Source organism: Aurantimonas sp. DM33-3 (genome assembly GCF_014334315.1).
Classification (GTDB): domain Bacteria; phylum Pseudomonadota; class Alphaproteobacteria; order Rhizobiales; family Rhizobiaceae; genus Aurantimonas; species Aurantimonas coralicida.
The window spans coordinates 146,675-164,603 of the sequence record NZ_JACSGS010000006.1 but is presented as its reverse complement, the minus strand read 5'-3'; the positions used below and the strand labels follow the sequence as shown (position 1 = coordinate 164,603).

Here is a 17,929-nt window from a genome sequence, read left to right as displayed (position 1 = left end):
CGATTCGGCAGCGGGACGCGGGTGCTGTCCGATGTCGCAGGCGGCGGTCCTCGAAAATGAAAAGCCCGCCCCGGCGCCAAGCCGGGACGGGCTCATAAGCCGTCAAACATCGCCTTGATGATTCACATCAGGCGCTGACGTTTTCCTTCTCGCCGTTCCGCTCGGAATAGATGTAGAGCGGACGGGCATTGCCGTCGATCACGTCCTCGGAGATCACGACTTCCTGCACGCCTTCCAGCGTCGGCAGGTCGAACATCGTGTCGAGGAGCATGGCTTCCATGATCGAGCGCAGCCCGCGGGCGCCGGTCTTCCGCTCGATCGCCTTGCGGGCGATGGCGCGCAGCGCGTCCTCGTGGAACGACAGCTCGACATTCTCCATCTCGAACAGACGCTGGTACTGCTTGACCAGTGCGTTCTTCGGCTCTTCCAGGATCTGGACCAGTGCCGCCTCGTCGAGATCCTCAAGCGTCGCCAGGACCGGCAGACGGCCGACGAACTCGGGGATGAGGCCGAACTTCAAGAGATCCTCGGGCTCGACCTGACGGAACACGTCGCCCGTGCGCCGGTCGTCGGGACCCGCGACATTCGCCGCGAAGCCGATCGAGGTCTTGCGACCGCGATCCGAGATGATCTTGTCGAGACCGGCAAAGGCGCCGCCGCAGATGAACAGGATGTTCGCCGTATCCACCTGCAGGAATTCCTGCTGCGGGTGCTTGCGACCGCCCTGCGGCGGAACTGAAGCCACGGTGCCTTCCATGATCTTCAACAGCGCCTGCTGGACGCCCTCGCCCGACACATCGCGGGTGATCGAGGGATTGTCCGACTTGCGGCTGATCTTGTCGATCTCATCGATATAGACGATGCCGCGCTGGGCGCGCTCGACATTGTAGTCGGCCGACTGCAGCAGCTTGAGGATGATGTTCTCGACATCCTCGCCCACATAGCCGGCTTCGGTCAGCGTGGTCGCGTCCGCCATGGTGAACGGCACGTCGAGGATGCGGGCCAGCGTCTGCGCGAGCAGCGTCTTGCCGCAACCGGTCGGGCCGATCAGCAGGATGTTGGACTTCGCCAGTTCGACGTCGTTGCTCTTGGCTGCGTGGGCGAGCCGCTTGTAATGGTTGTGCACGGCGACGGAGAGCACCTTCTTGGCGAAGGACTGCCCGATCACGTAGTCGTCGAGAACCGCGATGATTTCCTGCGGGGTGGGGACACCCTCCCGCGACTTCACCATGGAGGATTTGTTTTCCTCCCTGATGATATCCATGCACAGCTCGACGCACTCGTCGCAGATAAAGACCGTCGGCCCGGCGATCAGCTTACGGACTTCGTGCTGGCTCTTCCCGCAGAAAGAGCAGTAGAGCGTGTTCTTGGAGTCGCCGCCGCTCGTTTTGCTCATGCGTCTTTCCTTCCGATCCGGTCCCCTCCAGGGATCCGTTTCTCGTTTGGTCTACCGAACCTAGTGCCCCCGGCCCCGTTCGGCAAAGCGACTCTCACCCGAAAGCCACGACCCGATACCATCGGCCACTCTTGCACATCGTCCAGCGTAGCGTCGATTGCTTGAGCGGCGCTTAACGCACGCGCCGCCATGATCGCGATGCAAGTGTGGCCGTGGCGTGACGACGCAGCCCTACTTGGTGCCTTCGGCCTCGAGGGCGTCGCGCGACGAATAGACCTTGTCGATCAGACCGAACTCGCGCGCCTCCTGGGCGGTCATGAAGTGGTCACGATCGAGCGTGCGTTCAACCGTCTCGTAGTCCTGACCGGTGTGCTCGACATAGACCTCGTTCAGACGGCGCTTCAGCTTGATGATGTCCTGGGCATGACGCTCGATATCCGAGGCCTGACCCGAGAAGCCGCCGGACGGCTGGTGCACCATGATGCGTGCGTTCGGCGTGGCGAAGCGCATGTCCTTGTGACCGGCGCACAGGAGCAGCGAACCCATCGAGGCCGCCTGGCCGATGCACAGGGTCGAGACCGCCGGCTTGATGAACTGCATGGTGTCGTAGATCGCCATGCCGCTGGTCACCACGCCGCCGGGCGAGTTGATGTAGAGGGCGATTTCCTTCTTCGGATTCTCGGCCTCGAGGAACAGCAGCTGGGCGCAGACCAGCGTGGCCATCGAGTCTTCGATCGGGCCGGTGATGAAGATCACCCGCTCCTTCAGAAGCCGCGAGAAGATGTCGTAGGCGCGCTCGCCCCGGTTGGTCTGCTCGACCACCATGGGAACGAGGTTCATCGCGGTTTCCACGGGATGTGTCATCGGTCGTCGTCTCGCTGCTTGGTCTGATGAGCGGCACCACCGGGTGCCGCGGGAATAGCGAAGGGATTCGTCTGGTTCAGTAGATAGGACTTGGCCAAGCGCCTATGCAAGGCGTTCCCCCGCGCCGAATGCCATGAGGCCCAAGGGATTGGCCCCTGCGCCCCATATGGTCGTGCGCGAGCCGTTGCGCAATCAGCCCCTGCCCTCGCCGGCACTGTCGATGTCGCCGCCGCCCGGCGGAATCGGCTTGCGGTCCGCGTCGTGGGTGCCGTAGTCGCCGCCCTCGGCCGGCTGGCCACTCGCCTCGATCGCCGGATGCGCCGTGTCGGCCTCCAGGTTCTGGCGCACCCGCACCGGCGGCGCCTTGCCGTTCCGGTCCTCGCCGAACCACAGCGTCATGTGCGGGAACGGGATCTCGATGCCGCGCTCGTCGGACATCCGCTTGATGATCTCGCGATAGGCCCGGCCGACGCCCCACTGGGTCGACGGCTTGGTCATCACCCGGCCCCGCACGACCACGGCCGAATCGCCGAGTTCGTTGACGCCCCACATGTCGAGCTCGCTCAGGAGATTCTCCCCGACGGCGGTAGTCTTCAACTCGTCGAAGGCGTCGAACATCATCTGCTTCACGTCGTCGACATTCTCGCGATAGGCGACGCCGATATCGGCGACGTAATAGGCGAAGTCCTTGGAGAAGTTCGCCACCTGATCGACCGAGGAGAACGGGATCAGGTACCAGGTGCCTTCCAGCGTGCGCAGGCCGACGGACCGCACGGTCAATTCCTCGACCGTGCCGGAGATGCCGTTCAGCTCGACGATGTCGCCCTCGTTCATGGCGTTCTGGATCTGGATGAAGGCGCCGGTGATGATGTCCTGGACGAATTTCTGGGCGCCGAAACCGATGGCCAGGCCGACGACACCGGCACCGGCGAGGAGCGGCGCGATGTCGATGCCGATCTGCGACAGAACCAGCATCGCCACCAGCACGATCATGGTGATCGTGAAGGCATTGCGAAATAGCGACAAAAGCGTGCGCTCGCGCGCCGTCGGCACCGTGCCGTAATTCGGGTTGAGGCGGTACTCCACCCAGGACGACACGCCGATATAGATCGCCACGCCGACGGCCAGGATGATGCCCGCGCCGATGAGGCCGCCGGCGAAGCGCTGGCCCAGCGGGCTGGCCAGCCAGTCGCTGAACGACAACAGGTTCCAGGCTTCCAGGATCACCGCCAGGACGACGACGATGACGACGCCGCGCAGGACGGTCAGCGCATTGGGGATGAAGGAGTTCACCCGGCGCTCCAGAAGCGGCAGCCGGTCCTTGAGGTTCTGCGGGATCGGGATGCCCCGGGCGATGACCCGCGACAGGATCGACACGATCAGCCCGCCGACGGCCATGGCCGCGATCGACTTCAGCGTCGCCGTGGTCATGAAGGCAAGGCCGGATTCGGGGCTGCGGACCCATACGATGAACAGCGCGAGCGCGAAGCCGATCGCCAGCACCCACCAGATCTGGCCGACAAAGGCATAGACCCAGGCGCTGACCGAACGGTCGCCCTGGTGCTTGGCGCGCTTCAGCCGCTCGCGCACGACGCCGCGATTCTTCAGGATCAGGCCGATGGTCAGGAGCAGGCAGAGGACCACGACGATGAAGCGCACCGCCTCGGCCGCCGCGATGCTCGACGATTGCTGCACGATGGGCGCGACGAACATGAAGGTGTAGCCGAGGATCGAGATCAGCCGCGAGATCCAGAAATACCAGTAGCTCGCCTGCCGGTTCGAGAACGGCGTCAGGCGCAATTGCGGGTAGGACGGCGACACGAAGCTGGCAAGGCCCACCTTGACCATCTCGATCAGCAGGAAGGCGTTGAGGAACAGGGCCTGGTTGATGCCCGGTTCGCCGCCGAAGAAGATCACCGCAGCGAGATAGCCGGCGGCCCAGCCGACCACCACCGACAAAGCGTCGACGATCGACGAGATGACCAGCAGCAGGAGCTTGTTGATCGGGCCGGTGCGCTCGGCGGCATCGGCCAGCCGCCGGAAGATCGGATATTTGATGACCCGGCTGGCGAACAGCACGCCGAAGGCGACGAGGGCCACCAGCCCCACCGGCAGGATCGCCGAGATCAGCATCGGCAGGTCGATGCGGCTGGCGCCCGACAGCATCTGCGACGCCGAGACGAGACTGGCCGCGACCTGATCCCAGGTGTCCAGCAGGCCTCCCGCCATGGAGCGGGTCCATTGCGCGATCTCGCCCGGCAGCGTGCGCGGCGCCGCGTCCGTACCGGCCTCGGCCGCTTCAGCGGCGTCCGGCGCCTTGTAGGCGGCGGCTTTCAGCGATTCGATCAGCTTGGCGCGGGTGTCGTCGTTCTCGAGAATGCCGATCAGATCGTCCAGCGAAGGATCGGCCGACGCGCTGGCCTCGGTCTCGCTCGACCCGCCGATCGACAATCCCGGCATCTGGGCGTGACTTGCGCCGGTGAGGACGAAGAGCCCGATGAGGAAGGCGAGGATAGCGGTCGTCGGAAATCGCTGCATGCCGCGGGGAAGCCTGTTCTGTGGTCGGTCCGGGTGGTGGGGCGCAGGGCCGACGGATCGGCGCTGCCACTATCTGCCGACGCGGCGGGTCCGCGCGGCGCACGCCTCTATCGGCGATAGTGATGACCAGACTTGGGCGGGCGCGAGCCCCGCACTGCCGGCCAGATATGCGAAAGGGCCGACTCGCGCCGGCCCTCCCGAAATTCTCGACGATGGTCGCTTGCGCGACGCGACGCCTTACGACGCGAGGGCGGTTTCCTTGTCGTCCTCGTCCTCGGCCATCAGCTCTTCCTTGCTGACGGTCTTGTCGGTGACGTCCACCTCGGCGAGCAGATGGTCGACGACCTTCTCCTCGTAGAGCGGCGCGCGCAGGCTGGCGACGGCGTCCGGGTTCTTCTGGAAGTACTCGTAGACTTCCTTTTCCTGGCCCGGATAGCGGCGCAGCTGCTCGAACATGGCGCGCTGCAGCTCTTCGTCGGTGATCTGCACGCCGGCCTTCTCGCCGATCTCGGAGAGGACCAGACCCAGGCGGACCCGACGCTCGGCGAGGCGGCGATACTCGGCGCGTGCCTTCTCCTCGGTGGTGTCCTCGTCCTCGAAGGTCTTGCCGCTGTTGGTCAGCTCGCCCTGCACCTGGTTCCAGATGTTTGTGAACTCGGCCTCGACCAGCTTCTCCGGCAGATCGAAATCATACGCCGCGTCGAGGGCGTCGAGCAGCTGGCGCTTCACCTTCTGGCGCGTCGCCTGGCCGTACTGGCTCTCGATCTGCTCGCGCACGACCGTCTTCAGGCGATCCAGCGATTCGACACCGAGCTTGGCGGCGAATTCGTCGTCGATCGTGGTCTCTTCGGGAGCGGCGACTTCCTTGACGGTGACGTCGAAGGTCGCGGGCTTGCCGGCCAGATGCGCGGCGCCGTAATCCTCGGGGAAGGTCAGCTCGACGGTCTTCTCGTCGCCGGCCTTCACGCCGATCAGCTGGTCCTCGAAGCCCGGGATGAACTGGCCCGAGCCGATCACCAGGTTGCTGTCGGTGGCGGTGCCGCCATCGAAGGGCTCGCCGTCGATCTTGCCGACGAAGTCCATGGTGACGCGATCGCCCTTGTCCGCGGCGCCATCCTTGGCGGCGTAGGTCCGGGCGTTCTCGGCGATGCGCTCGACCTGCTCGTCGATCTCCGCGTCAGCCACCTCGACGACGGGGCGCTCGATCTTGATGCCCTCGGTGCCCTTGATCTCGAACGCCGGCAGCGTCTCGTAGGTCAGGGTGAACTTGAAGTCGGCGCCGCCGTTGAGGACCTTCTCGGCCTCGGCCTCGTCCTCGGACATGCCGATTTCCGGCTGCATGGCGGAGCGCTCGTTGCGCTCGGCAATGACGTTGCGCGGGGTCTCGGTCAGGATCTGGTTGACGATCTCCGCCATCAGCGACTTGCCGTACATCTTGCGCAGATGGCCAACCGGCACCTTGCCCGGCCGGAAACCCTTCAGCTGCACCCGGTCCTTGGCTTCATAGAGCCGGGTCTGGAGCCGCGCTTCAAGATCCGAGGCCGGCACGACGATCTCGATCTCGCGCTTCAGGCCCTCGGCCTTGGTTTCCGTTACCTGCATTCTGGATACCTTCTTGTGTGCTCGAGACGACCGATCATTCAGGCCGACCCGCAATGAATTCCGTGAAAGCGGCCGCTGGTGCGGGTGGAGGGACTTGAACCCCCATGCCTCTCGGCGCTTGGACCTAAACCAAGTGCGTCTGCCAATTCCGCCACACCCGCATAGTGCGCCGTACGGTGGGCGACGCGAGACGCGCGCTTCTATATCACCGGCCTCGCGGCCACGAAAGGCCCATATGGGGGCCAATCCGCATGATTCCATGGCTTTTTCACACGGGACCGGCGCTTTTGGCGTGATCCGGCGTCGAACCCGCGCACGTCCCTTCCGAGAACGGCGAGCAGCTCGACCAGGCTCCTGCTTGCACGAGGGTAGAGTGAGATGCCCCGGCGATCGCGCCCACGACCCGTGCACCGATGTCAATTGTTGCGATGCACAAATCGCAAGGCTGCCATGCATCGAAGGCTCTAGCGGGTCCGACATGCACCGCCTACCTTCCAGTCAACGAAGCGACGCAGACGAAACAATCAGCCGCTTCAATCGATTTAAGACCGCAGGATAGACCAATGAACCTCGTTCGCTCCTACAACAACTGGCGCCGCTACCGCGAGACGGTCAACGAACTGAACCGTCTCTCCCAGCGCGAACTCGCCGATCTCGGCATCTCGCGCGGCGACATCAACTCGGTCGCCCGCCGCGCCATCGGCTGATTATCAGCCAAGACTTTCGCAAGGGTCCACTCCTCCTCCCAGGACCCAAGTGGATCGGAAACTGCCACTCCTCCTCCCAGGCAGTTTCCACCCAGACGCCCGCCGGGTCCTCCCCCCGGCGGGCGCCCAGAGATTACAGAGCTTCGCCGAGGGCTACTCCTCCTCCCAAGCCCAAGGCGGATAAAGTGCCTGCGCATCCTCCTCCCAGCGCAGGTACCTCTCAGTCGCCCGTCGGGTCCTCCCCCCGACGGGCGATCAGAGACCTTCTAGAGTTTCGCGTAGGGCCCACCTCCTCCCGGGCCTGAAGCGGATATGACCTGCGCATCCTCCTCCCAGCGCAGGTCCCAATGCGACACCCGTCGGGTCCTCCCCCCGGCGGGTGTTGTCGTTTGGAGGCCGCAAACTTGCCCGATCATGCGCGCGGATCGCCACGCGGCCTTTTGATCGCCACGCGCGACTGCTAAATTGCCCCCATGTCGAAACAACCCATTCACGTCGTCGGCGGCGGGCTCGCCGGATCCGAAGCTGCCTGGCAGATCGCCGAACGCGGTCTGCCCGTGGTGCTGCACGAGATGCGGCCCGTCCGCGGCACCGAGGCCCACAAGACCGACCGGCTGGCCGAGCTCGTCTGCTCCAACTCCTTCCGGTCGGACGACAGCCAGACCAATGCGGTCGGCGTCCTCCATGCCGAGATGCGGCTCGCCAATTCGCTGATCATGCGCTGCGCCGACGCCCACCAGGTGCCCGCCGGCAGCGCGCTCGCCGTCGATCGCGAAGGCTTTTCCGGCGCCGTCTCCGAAGCGATCGCGGCACACCCGCTGATCATCGTCGAGCGCGGCGAGGTGGAGGGCCTCCCGCCCGAGGAATGGGGCCCCAGCATCGTCGCCACCGGCCCGCTCACCGCGCCGTCGCTGGCCGAGTCGATCAGCGCCGCCACCGGCACCGACGCCCTCGCCTTCTTCGACGCCATCGCGCCCATCGTGCATTTCGATTCCATCGACATGGACAAGGCCTGGTTCCAGTCGCGCTACGACAAGGTCGGTCCCGGCGGCACCGGCAAGGACTACATCAACTGCCCGCTCGACAAGGACACCTACGAGCGCTTCGTCGCCGCCCTCGTCGAGGGTGACCGCGCCGAGTTCAAGGAATGGGAAGGCACGCCCTATTTCGACGGCTGCCTGCCGATCGAGATCATGGCCGAGCGCGGTCCGGAGACCCTGCGTCACGGCCCGATGAAGCCGATGGGCCTGACCAACGCCCACCAGCCGGACATCAAGGCCTATGCCGTCGTGCAGCTGCGCCAGGACAATGCGCTGGGCACGCTCTACAACATCGTCGGCTTCCAGACGAAGCTGAAATACGGCGCCCAGGCAGCCGTGCTGCGGATGATTCCCGGGCTCGAAAACGCCGAGTTCGCACGGCTCGGCGGCCTGCACCGCAACACCTATCTGAACTCGCCGACCCTGCTCGACCCGACATTGCGGCTGAAAGTGCGCCCGCATATCCGCTTCGCCGGCCAGATCACCGGCTGCGAGGGTTATGTGGAATCCGCCGCCGTCGGACTGATGACCGGCCGCTTCGCCGCCGCCGAACGCCTCGGCGAAGCCGCGACCCCGCCGCCGCAGACGACCGCCATGGGCGCGCTCGCCGCGCATATCACCGGGGGCCACCTCGCCCATCAGGAAGAGAGCGGCAAGCGGTCCTTCCAGCCGATGAACATCAATTTCGGCCTGTTCCCGCCGCTGGAGCCGGGTGCCATCCAGAAGCCGGAGGGCGTCACGCGCTTCCGGGGCAAGGACAAGGCGATCGCCAAGAAGAAGGCCCTGTCGGCCCGCGCCCTCGCCGATTTCGCCGGCTGGCTCGGCCAGACACCGATTGCGGAAGCCGCCGAATAGTATCCACGGCCTAACGGAGGACCCATACGCCCGGGCTCAGCCGCCCGGCCGCGCCCGCCATTCACCGGACCGGTAGTAGACCGTCAGCAGCGCCGACAGGATGGCCCCGTCGTCGCCATCCCGCACGATCTGGCGCAGCGCCAGGCGGACATTGCGCCCGTTCGCGCCGGTGAGATCGACGACCTGCATCGGCAATCGGTCCGGCGCCGTCGCGTAGACCGCCTCCGGCAGGGCGTCGATCACCGTCCCTAGATCGAAGCGGTCTGCGGCCCCGCCGATCCGTAGCACCAACTCCCCACCCTCAAGCGCCACCACCGCTCTTTCGGATGACGGGGCGACGGTGCTGCTCGTCTCGCCGTCTGCCGGCTCCTGACGCAGGTCGCGCTCCGGGACGACGCGATCGAACCCGGCGATGTCGATCACCATCGGCGCATTGGCGGTGAAGCTGCGCAATTCGCGCACGCCGACGGGACCCGACAGATCGAGCGCCGCGAAAATGCGCTCGCGCCGGTCCGATTCCTCGCCCGCCATCAGATCCGACGGCAGCAGCGGCGCCAGGCGGTCGAGCTGGCTCACGTCGTCAAGAACATAGAGACGCGAGCGCAGTTCGGCGGCCTCGCGATCCGAACGTTCGGTCGCGGCCAGCCGGCGCCCGCCGGCGCCGTCGTCCACCACGAAGCGCTCGACGATACGAGCCGTCTGACTGCGGCCGACCGAGTCATAGGCGCCCCAGGGCCCGAAGGCCGACAGCGCCAGCAGCAGCACCGGCACTGCTGCCATCCAGCGAATGTCGCCGCGCGTGCGTCCCGAAAGCTGCAGGGCGAGGACCAATCCCGCCGCCAGCGCCCCGAGGGCGAGGTAGTAGCGCTCCAGCGTGAACCCCTGGGCGCCGATCCGCAGCCAGATCGCATAGGCGAGTAACGACAGCGGCACCAGAAGCGCCAGGGCGAAATAGCGTGTGAAAAGCCGCGTGGCCGCCGCGGCGCCGGCACGGAACTGATCGACCGCGATGCGCAGCATGAGGACGAACAGGGCGAAGAAGGTGACGATCCAACCGATCTCGCCCTTCGGCACGTCGCCAGTGACGAGAATCTTGGCGGCATAGAGATGCAGGACCAGCGCCGTTGCCAGCACCAGCGGCACGGCAACCCAGTCGAACAGGATGCGCAGGCCCGAGATCAGCCGCTCGTCCTGCCCCGCCGGCATGCGCTCGTCGAAATGATGCGGAATCCGGCCCAGCGCGAAGAGCGGCCCGACCAGCGCAAAGGCCGTGGCGAAGATATGCTCATAGGCGTCGCCCGGCAGCCCGACCTCGAACAGGTAGCGGATCATCTCCAGGATCGCCGACAGGCCGAGGACGAAGAGCAGCACCGACAGGAAGGCGAGGCTGACGCCGACCACGGTCCAGAAGGTGAAGACCCAGAACCTTTCCGCATCGCGCAGGCCCAGATATCCCGCGAGCGGAACGGCAAAGGTCGCGGCAACGATCAGCGGCGGCGGAAATACCGCCAGCGCTGGCCCGACCCAGATCGCCGCGCCGACGACGAGCCCAACAAGGACAGACGCGCCCTGCCGCACCGCCACGGACGCGTCCCGCGCCTCCATCGCCAGCACCATGCCGACCGACATGGCCGCCGCGCCGTAGAAGGCGGCCAGCAGCCAGGCCAGATCGTCCTCGGCCACTGGATAGACGTCCCGCAGGGCGAGGTTGGACAGGATCGCGATCGCGACGATCAGCAGGCTGGCCAGCGGGAAGCGGAAGGCCGCGACGCCGGCTCCCGCCGCCAGCGAGCGCCAGAACTGCCCGACATGCCGGGGCGCGGACCTCATCGTGCGCAATGCCATGGTGGGGTCGGCTTTCGGATCGGTTGGAAATTCGGGGTGCTGACCCGGATGCACGGGCCTCGGCGGCGATGTAAGCGCGGATCGCTCCGGCGGTCGATCCCCGCCGTCAGCGCCGCATCGTCCGCCAGTTGATATAGGCCTTGCGCAGCGGGCCGATCTCGACGGGCTGGTCGAGCGTCGCCGCCCCGTCCCGTTCGATGAGGTCGAGGTACCGCCCCGCCAGCGCCGCCGGCAGGAAGGCCGGTCGCAGCGGCTTGGGAATGTCGCCGAGTTTGGTCGTCCAGGCGCGCACATGCTGGCGCCCGAAGGCGGTCATCGCCGCGATGGCGCGGCCTGCCGGTTCCCGCTCGCCGCGTATCAGCTCTTCGCTCGAACATCCGGCAGCGGCGAGAATGTCGGCCGGCACGAAGACCTGTCGCCGGGCCCGGTGCTGCGGCAACAGCCGCAGGACGCCAGCAACCGTCTGGGCGACACCGGCATGCCCGGCAGCGTCGGCCTGCGTCTCCGCCGCATCGCGCGCCAGCACCATTGCCGTCAGCATGATCAGCGTCGAGGCGGTCTCGCCGGCATAGGCCTCCAGTTCTTCGCTCGACGGCATCGGATCGTCATAGAGGTCGAAGATGCGCGCTTCGAGGAAGCGGTCGAACGCGGCACGCGGCAGGTCGTGGCGGGCAATCGTGTCGGCGACGGCGGCGCCGACCGGATGCCCCGCCGCGCCCTGGTCAGGGGCCGCCAGCGCGTCGCGCCACCATTGCAGGCGGATCTCCCCCGGCATCGGTTCGCTCACCGAATCGCGCACCCGCGCGGTCTCGATGTTGAAGGCGTAGAGGGCGGCGACGTCGTTGCGCTTGTCCGCCGGAACGAAGGCTAGCGAGATGGCCCGGTCGCGATCGGCCGTCTCCACCAGTCGCAGGCACTCGGCATAATTCTCGCTCAGATCCGTCATGGCCGTGTCTCAGCGCCTCGGCTTGGTCCGGGCTTCGGGCCCGCGGATGAAAGATGGTGTGGCGCGGCGCATCGGGCCAGTCGTCCGGCCGGCGTCAGACCGCCGCGAAGGTCACGAGAACTGGCTCAGTCGACCGCGACGAGCGCCGCCGCCACGGGCCGGCCTTCCGAGAGCATGATGTTGAAGGTGCGGACCGCCGCGCCCGTCGACATCGGATCGCAGGAAATGCCGACCTGGCGCATGCGGTCGGCCAGCGCCGGCGGCAGCCGGCGAATGTCCTTGCCGGTACCGAACAGCAGGAAGCCGATCTCTTCGGCTTCCTCGAACACCTTGCCGAGACGTTCGCCGGTGAACGGCGCCTCGGCGGTGCCGTCCCAGCCGTAGATGCCGGACGGCAGGCACAGGATCGAGCCGCGATGCGACATGGAGGCGAATCGGAAGCCGCCATTGCCATAGGCCTCGATCGGGGCCCGGCCCGGGAAGTGGGCCTCGCGGATCTCGATACCCTTCGCCATGTCAGGCCTCGCGCGCCGTCGAGCCGCCCTCGCGCGCCGCCTCTTCCTCTTCCTTCTTGGCCGCGAAGTCCGAAGCCCGCAGCTTGAAGAAGATCAGCGCCGGTGCGGCGACGAAGATCGACGAGAAGGTGCCGATCGCCACACCGAACAGCATCGAGGCGACAAACGAGCGGATCACCTCGCCACCGAAGACGAACAGGGCCGCCAGCGCCAGAAGCGTCGTGGCCGAGGTCATGGTGGTACGCGCCAGCATCTCGTTGTCGGAGAGGTCGAGAAGCTGGCCGATCGGCATTTTCTTGAAGCGCCGCAGATTCTCGCGGACCTTGTCGTAGATGACCACCGTATCGTTCAGCGAGTAGCCGACGATCGTCAGAATCGCCGCGACACTGGCGAGGCTGAATTCCAGCTGCGTCACGACCAGGAAGCCGAGCGTCAGGAAGACGTCGTTGACCGTCGCGATAATCGCGCCCAGCGCGAACTGCCACTCGAAGCGGATCCAGACATAGATCAGGATCGCGAAGAGCGCCGCCAGAACGCCGACGATCGCCGCGAAGGCCAGTTCGCCCGACACGGTCGGGCCGACCACTTCGGTGCGGCGGAAGTCGTAGTCGGCCGCCAGGGCCTCCTGCGCCGATTCCACAATCGCCACCTGCGAGGCGTCGCCGCCCTGCGAGCCAATGCGGATCAGCGCCTCGGTCGGGGTCCCGAACTCCTGCACCTGCGCGTCCGGCACGCCGATCGCGCCGAGACGCTCGCGGATGTCGCCGATATCGGCTTCGCCATTCTTGGCCTGCACCTCGATGAGCGTACCACCGGTGAAGTCGATGCCGAGATTGAGCCCCACCGCGAACAGCCCGCCCACCGATGCAACGCACAGAAGCATCGACAGGGCAAAGGCTTGCAGGCGCACCTTCATGAACGGAATGCGCGTGACTTCCGGCACCAGCCGGATGAAGCCGCGCGGCAGTTCCTTCGGCCGGCTGCGGCGAACCCAGGCGGCGACGAGCCAGCGGGTGAGCGTGAAGGCGGTGAAGACGGTCGTGATGATGCCAATGGCCAGCGTCACGGCGAAGCCGCGTACCGGGCCCGACCCCAGGAAGAACAGGACGACCGCCGCGATCAGCGTGGTGATGTTGGCGTCGAGAATTGTCGCCAGCGCCTTCTGGAAGCCGATGTCGATGGCCTGCACCACCGAGCGCCCCTGTCGGCGCTCGTCGCGGATGCGCTCGTAGATCAGGACGTTGGAATCCACCGCCATGCCGAGCGTCAGCACGATGCCGGCGATGCCCGGAAGGGTCAGGGTCGCGCCGATGACGGTCAGCACCGAGAAGAGCAGCACCAGGTTCACGATCAGCGCGATGTTGGCGATGATGCCGAGGAAACCGTAGGCGGCGAGCATGAAGACGACGACCAAGAGAGCGCCGATCACGCCGGCGGTCTCGCCGGCGGCGATCGAATCGGCGCCGAGGCCGGGTCCGACCGTGCGCTCCTCGATGATGTTCAGGGTCGCCGGCAGCGCGCCGGCGCGCAGCAGCACGGCGAGATCGTTGGCGCTCTGGACGGTGAAGCTGCCGCTGATCTGCGCCTGGCCGCCGAGAATCGCCTCGCGGATGTTCGGCGCCGACAGCACCTTCTCGTCGAGGACGATGGCGAAGGGACGCCCGACATTCTGCTGGGTGACAGAGCCGAAGCGCTGGGCGCCCTGGGTGTCGAAGCGGATGTTGACGACCGGCTCGTTGCTTTGGCTGTCGAAACCGGCCTGGGCGTCGGTCAGGTTCTCACCCGACACCATGATCTGGCGTTGCACGAGAACCGGCGCCGGAGTCGGGTCGTTGGTGTAGAGAAGCTCGGAGCCCGCCGGCGGACGGCTGCCGCGGGCAACGTCCTCGGCCGAAGCGGTGACGTCGACGAGGCGGAAGGTCAGCTTGGCGGTCTGGTTGAGCAGCGCCTTAAGCCGCTGCGGATCACCGAGCCCCGGCACCTGCACCATGATGCGGTCGTCGCCCTGGCGCTGGATCACCGGCTCGGTGGTACCGAGCTCGTCGACGCGGCGACGCACCACCTCGATCGACTGGGTCACCGCCGCCGACGTGCGATAGGCAACGCCCTCGTCGGTGAGCGACAGGGTCAGGACGCCGGTCTGCGGCTCGGCGATCGCCACTTCCGTTACCGCGCCGCCACCCAGCACGCTGCCGCTGGAGATCGGGTCGGTCATCGGCGACAGCGCCTCGCGGGCGGCCGCCACCTGTTCGGGGTCGCGCAGGCGAATGGTCACGGTGCGATCGTTGTCGGACAGGCCGGCATAGCCGATGCGCTCGGTGCGCAGCGCCTGCCGCGCGTCGTCGCGCAGGGTCTGCACCCGGTCGGCGACCAGCGACTGCGAATCCACCTCGAGAAGAATGTAGGAGCCGCCCTGCAGGTCGAGGCCGAGCGTGACGGACTGCTGCGGGAACCAGGACGGCAGCTTGTCCAGCGCCTGCTGCGGCAGGACGTTGGGCGACGCATAGAGGACGCCGATGGCGACCGTCAGCCAGATCAGAAACGTCTTCCAGCGCGAGAAATAGAGCATGGGTGTCCCGACAGGGTCGACGGCCGCGCCGGTATTGCGCGCCGTTGGCAAGCGTTAAAACCGCCGCCACCGACCCTTGTGGCAGGGCCGGCAGCGACGCGATCTCAGTCCAGTGGCGCTGTATGCCGCGCCAACACGGCTATTTGGTGTTGGCGGCGGTCGGCTCGCCCTTCACCCGGACGTCGGCGATGGTGCCCTGCATGACGCGCACGCGGGTCTGCTCGGAGATCTGCACTTCCAGCTCGCCGCTCTCGTGCACCTTGGTGACCTTGCCGACGATGCCGCCACCCGTGACCACGGTGTCGCCGCGGCGGATGTTCTTCAGCATCTCCTCGCGCTTCTTCATCGCGGTGCGCTGCGGACGGATAATGAGGAAATACATGATCGCGAACACGGCCACGAACGGCAGAACGCTGATCAACAGATCGCTCCCCCCCGCTGCGGAACCCGTCTGGGCGAAAGCCTCGGTCACGAACATGGAAAAAACCTCTCAGAAAATCGGCACAGGGTCATGCCTTGCGCGACGCAGCGCCGACAGCAGGGCCTTTACGATGTGCGCGGAATATACGATCGGTCGCCCCGAATGCAACAAGCGTCCGCCGGGCCAACGATCCGGCGAAGCTTCGAGACGAAAGAGCCGCCATGGATGCCGCAGAACTCGCCAGCCTGAAGCACACGATGGACCGGATCGCGGGGGCGCTGGAACGGTTGGCGCCGCCCCCTGCCCCGGCGCCTGACTTTACGGCGGCGGACTGTTTCGTCTTCGACCCGCCGGCTGGGCTCGTGCCGGTCCCCTCGGTCAACCGCGTGCCGATCGCCCTGCTGAAGGGCATCGAGCGTTCGCGCGATATCCTTCTGGAGAACACCGACCGCTTCGCCCGGGGCCTGCCGGCCAACAATGCGCTTCTGTGGGGCGCCCGCGGCATGGGCAAGTCGTCGCTGGTGAAGGCGGCGCATGGCGCGGTCAATGCCGGGCTCGACGCGGGCGCAGCACCGGTCAAGCTGATCGAGATCCACCGCGAGGACATCGACCATCTGCCGCGCCTGATGGGGATCGTGCGGGCCGCGCCCTATCCGTTCCTGCTGTTCTGCGACGACCTGTCCTTCGACATGGGCGATTCGGCCTACAAGTCGCTGAAGGCGGCGCTGGAAGGCGGCGTCGAGGGACGGCCGGAGAACGTCCTGTTCTACGCGACCTCGAACCGGCGCCATCTCCTGCCGCGCGACATGATCGAGAACGAGCGGTCGACGGCGATCAATCCCGGCGAGGCGGTGGAGGAAAAGGTGTCGCTGTCCGACAGGTTCGGCCTGTGGCTCGGCTTCCACCGCTGCAGCCAGGACGACTATCTGGCGATGATCGACGGTTATCTCGTCGCCTACGACCTCGACGTCGATCCCGATCGCGTCCGCCACGAGGCGCTGGAATGGTCGACGACCCGGGGCAGCCGCTCCGGCCGCGTGGCCTTCCAGTTCGTCCAGGATCTGGCCGGGCGCCTCGGCCGGACGCTGACCCCGGTCGCGGACAGCTGATTCCCTGAAGCCAAACGCAAATGGCCCGACCCCGCTGCTGTCCGCGGGGCCGGGCCTGTCACGCCTGGAGGTCGGCGTCTACTGGAGGTACTTGGTCGGATCGACCGGGGCCGAATCCTTGCGCACCTCGAAGTGCAGAAGCGGAATGTCGGTGTCGCCCGACATGCCGGACTTGGCGATCTGCTGACCGCGCTTGACCTTGGCGCCCCGCTCCACGTCGATCTGGTCGGCGTGGCCGTAGACGGTGACGAGGCCGTTGTCGTGCTTGACGAGAACGGTGTTGCCGAACTCCTTCAGGCCGTCGCCGGCATAGATCACGACGCCGTTCTCGGCGGCCTTGATGGGCGTGCCGCGCGGCACCGACAGGTTCAGGCCGTCATTGCGACGCGAGCCGACCTTCTCGCCGAAGCGATTGACGACGCGGCCCTGCACCGGCCAGCGCAACTGGCTGATGCCCGTGGAGTTCGGCGCGACGGCCGCCACCTCGGTCTCGACTTCCTTGCTGACGGTCGTCGACGGGCTGGCCGCCTTCGGCGTCTCGCTGGCCGACGGACGGCCGGACTTCTCGGCGGTCTTGGGCGGCGAGTAGGATTTCGGCGCCGCGCTGTCGGCCTCGACCTTCTGCGGCTCGGCCGGACGCTGTGGCTCCGGCGCGGCCTTGGGCTCGGCAGCCGCGACACGGGTCGGTGCCGATGCGCCAGCCGGCAGGGTCAGCGTCTGGCCGATGCGGATCGTGTCGTCGCTCATGCCGTTGGCGCGCTTGATGTCGGCGACGGAGACGCCGGTGCGGCGTGCGATGCCGAGCAGCGAATCGCCGCTCTCGACCTTCACGCTGCTGCCGCCGCTGGCGGCGGCCGATCGCGTCGGCTGCGAGGCCGACGACTGCATCGGCCGGCTCTGCGGCGAGACGACACGGGCCGCCTGCTCACCGAGCGTCGAGGGCGGTGCGCCGCGGGTCGCGGGCAGCGAGGACGAGGTCGGCGCGGCGGATGCCTGCGACTGCGGTGCGGTGGCGTAGCTCGGCGGCGGCGGAGGCGGCAGCTGGCTGGTCTGCACGGCGCCCGAGGTGGCGACGCCGCCCTGCGGATAGCTGTTCGCGGCCGTCTGGTAGGAGCCCTGGTTCTGCGCCGGGTAACCCGATGCCGCCTGGGAGCCGTTGCCATAAGCCGGCATGCCGCGGGAGACGCTGCCGGTGTTCATGGCATCGACATCGCCCGGATAGGGCTGGCTGGCAGCCGCCATCTGGTTGCTGGCCGGCGCCTGCGGCACGGCTCCGGTGTAGAAGCCATCGTCGAAACGCACGACGTCGGAGCTGCAACCCGCCGCGAGGCCGGCCAATCCCACCATCGCGACGGAGCGCACCATTCTGAGCCGCACGGATTTCAGCACATTGATACGCATCGCCGTCCCTTGAGCACGCTAGTTTACTCTTGGACCTATTGAAGCGCGTTAATCTTACTGCCCGGTTAAGTCGCGGGGTAAAAACGACATTTCTTGGACGTCGACGCCATGTTTGAAGGCG

Annotated in this window: 13 protein-coding genes and 1 tRNA gene; 3 read left to right on the top strand and 11 right to left on the bottom strand. The window is 66.7% G+C overall.

Annotated elements, in window-relative coordinates; genetic code table 11:
- Positions 1 to 127 precede the first annotated feature (127 nt).
- From clpX to H9Q09_RS10715, 5 genes are all read right to left on the bottom strand, one after another.
- Positions 128 to 1,396: an ATP-dependent Clp protease ATP-binding subunit ClpX gene (gene clpX / locus H9Q09_RS10735; protein ID WP_009209288.1), complete on the bottom strand. Its 1,269-nt coding sequence runs from the start codon at positions 1,394 to 1,396 to the stop codon at positions 128 to 130.
- 231 nt (positions 1,397 to 1,627) lie between these two features.
- The gene (locus H9Q09_RS10730) at positions 1,628 to 2,260 is read right to left on the bottom strand and encodes an ATP-dependent Clp protease proteolytic subunit (RefSeq protein WP_009209287.1); all 633 of its coding nucleotides are present in this window, start codon (positions 2,258 to 2,260) and stop codon (positions 1,628 to 1,630) included.
- Between the two features lie 192 nt (positions 2,261 to 2,452).
- The gene (locus H9Q09_RS10725; protein ID WP_187391012.1) at positions 2,453 to 4,798 is read right to left on the bottom strand and encodes a mechanosensitive ion channel domain-containing protein; all 2,346 of its coding nucleotides are present in this window, start codon (positions 4,796 to 4,798) and stop codon (positions 2,453 to 2,455) included.
- A 237-nt stretch (positions 4,799 to 5,035) separates the two neighbouring features.
- Entirely contained in the window at positions 5,036 to 6,400 is a 1,365-nt protein-coding gene (tig, locus tag H9Q09_RS10720; RefSeq protein ID WP_187391011.1) for a trigger factor, read from the bottom strand.
- Positions 6,401 to 6,476: 76 nt separating this feature from the next.
- Positions 6,477 to 6,561 (bottom strand) — tRNA-Leu (locus H9Q09_RS10715).
- A gap of 402 nt (positions 6,562 to 6,963) precedes the next feature.
- Here H9Q09_RS10715 and H9Q09_RS10710 point away from each other — a divergent pair.
- Positions 6,964 to 7,107, top strand: coding sequence for a DUF1127 domain-containing protein (locus tag H9Q09_RS10710; RefSeq protein ID WP_081651954.1), 144 nt, complete (start codon positions 6,964 to 6,966; stop codon positions 7,105 to 7,107).
- Between the two features lie 473 nt (positions 7,108 to 7,580).
- Entirely contained in the window at positions 7,581 to 9,002 is a 1,422-nt protein-coding gene (gene trmFO, locus H9Q09_RS10705) for a methylenetetrahydrofolate--tRNA-(uracil(54)-C(5))-methyltransferase (FADH(2)-oxidizing) TrmFO (RefSeq protein WP_187391010.1), read from the top strand.
- 36 nt (positions 9,003 to 9,038) lie between these two features.
- Here the strand turns inward: trmFO and H9Q09_RS10700 are convergent, their stop codons facing one another.
- The 5 genes from H9Q09_RS10700 to yajC form a co-directional block, all read right to left on the bottom strand.
- Complete coding sequence (locus tag H9Q09_RS10700) at positions 9,039 to 10,832, bottom strand: DUF4153 domain-containing protein (RefSeq protein ID WP_187391009.1); 1,794 nt, start codon at positions 10,830 to 10,832, stop codon at positions 9,039 to 9,041.
- 121 nt (positions 10,833 to 10,953) lie between these two features.
- Positions 10,954 to 11,784 carry a phytoene/squalene synthase family protein gene (locus tag H9Q09_RS10695; RefSeq protein WP_187391074.1) on the bottom strand — a complete coding sequence of 277 codons (831 nt, stop codon included), beginning with the start codon at positions 11,782 to 11,784 and terminating at the stop codon, positions 10,954 to 10,956.
- A 134-nt stretch (positions 11,785 to 11,918) separates the two neighbouring features.
- Positions 11,919 to 12,308, bottom strand: coding sequence for an Mth938-like domain-containing protein (locus H9Q09_RS10690; RefSeq protein WP_024351440.1), 390 nt, complete (start codon positions 12,306 to 12,308; stop codon positions 11,919 to 11,921).
- A gap of 1 nt (position 12,309) precedes the next feature.
- A complete protein-coding gene (gene secDF, locus H9Q09_RS10685) occupies positions 12,310 to 14,877 on the bottom strand; it encodes a protein translocase subunit SecDF (RefSeq protein ID WP_187391008.1) in 2,568 nt (855 codons plus the stop codon).
- Between the two features lie 139 nt (positions 14,878 to 15,016).
- Positions 15,017 to 15,355, bottom strand: coding sequence for a preprotein translocase subunit YajC (gene yajC, locus H9Q09_RS10680; RefSeq protein WP_024351442.1), 339 nt, complete (start codon positions 15,353 to 15,355; stop codon positions 15,017 to 15,019).
- Positions 15,356 to 15,519: 164 nt separating this feature from the next.
- On the opposite strand from yajC, the gene H9Q09_RS10675 reads away from it, so the two are divergent.
- On the top strand, positions 15,520 to 16,407 hold the full coding sequence (locus H9Q09_RS10675; protein WP_187391007.1) for an ATP-binding protein: 888 nt from the start codon (positions 15,520 to 15,522) through the stop codon (positions 16,405 to 16,407).
- A 78-nt stretch (positions 16,408 to 16,485) separates the two neighbouring features.
- On the opposite strand, the gene H9Q09_RS10670 is transcribed toward H9Q09_RS10675, so the two are convergent.
- Positions 16,486 to 17,808 carry a peptidoglycan DD-metalloendopeptidase family protein gene (locus tag H9Q09_RS10670; RefSeq protein WP_187391006.1) on the bottom strand — a complete coding sequence of 441 codons (1,323 nt, stop codon included), beginning with the start codon at positions 17,806 to 17,808 and terminating at the stop codon, positions 16,486 to 16,488.
- Between the last annotated feature and the right edge of the window lie 121 nt (positions 17,809 to 17,929).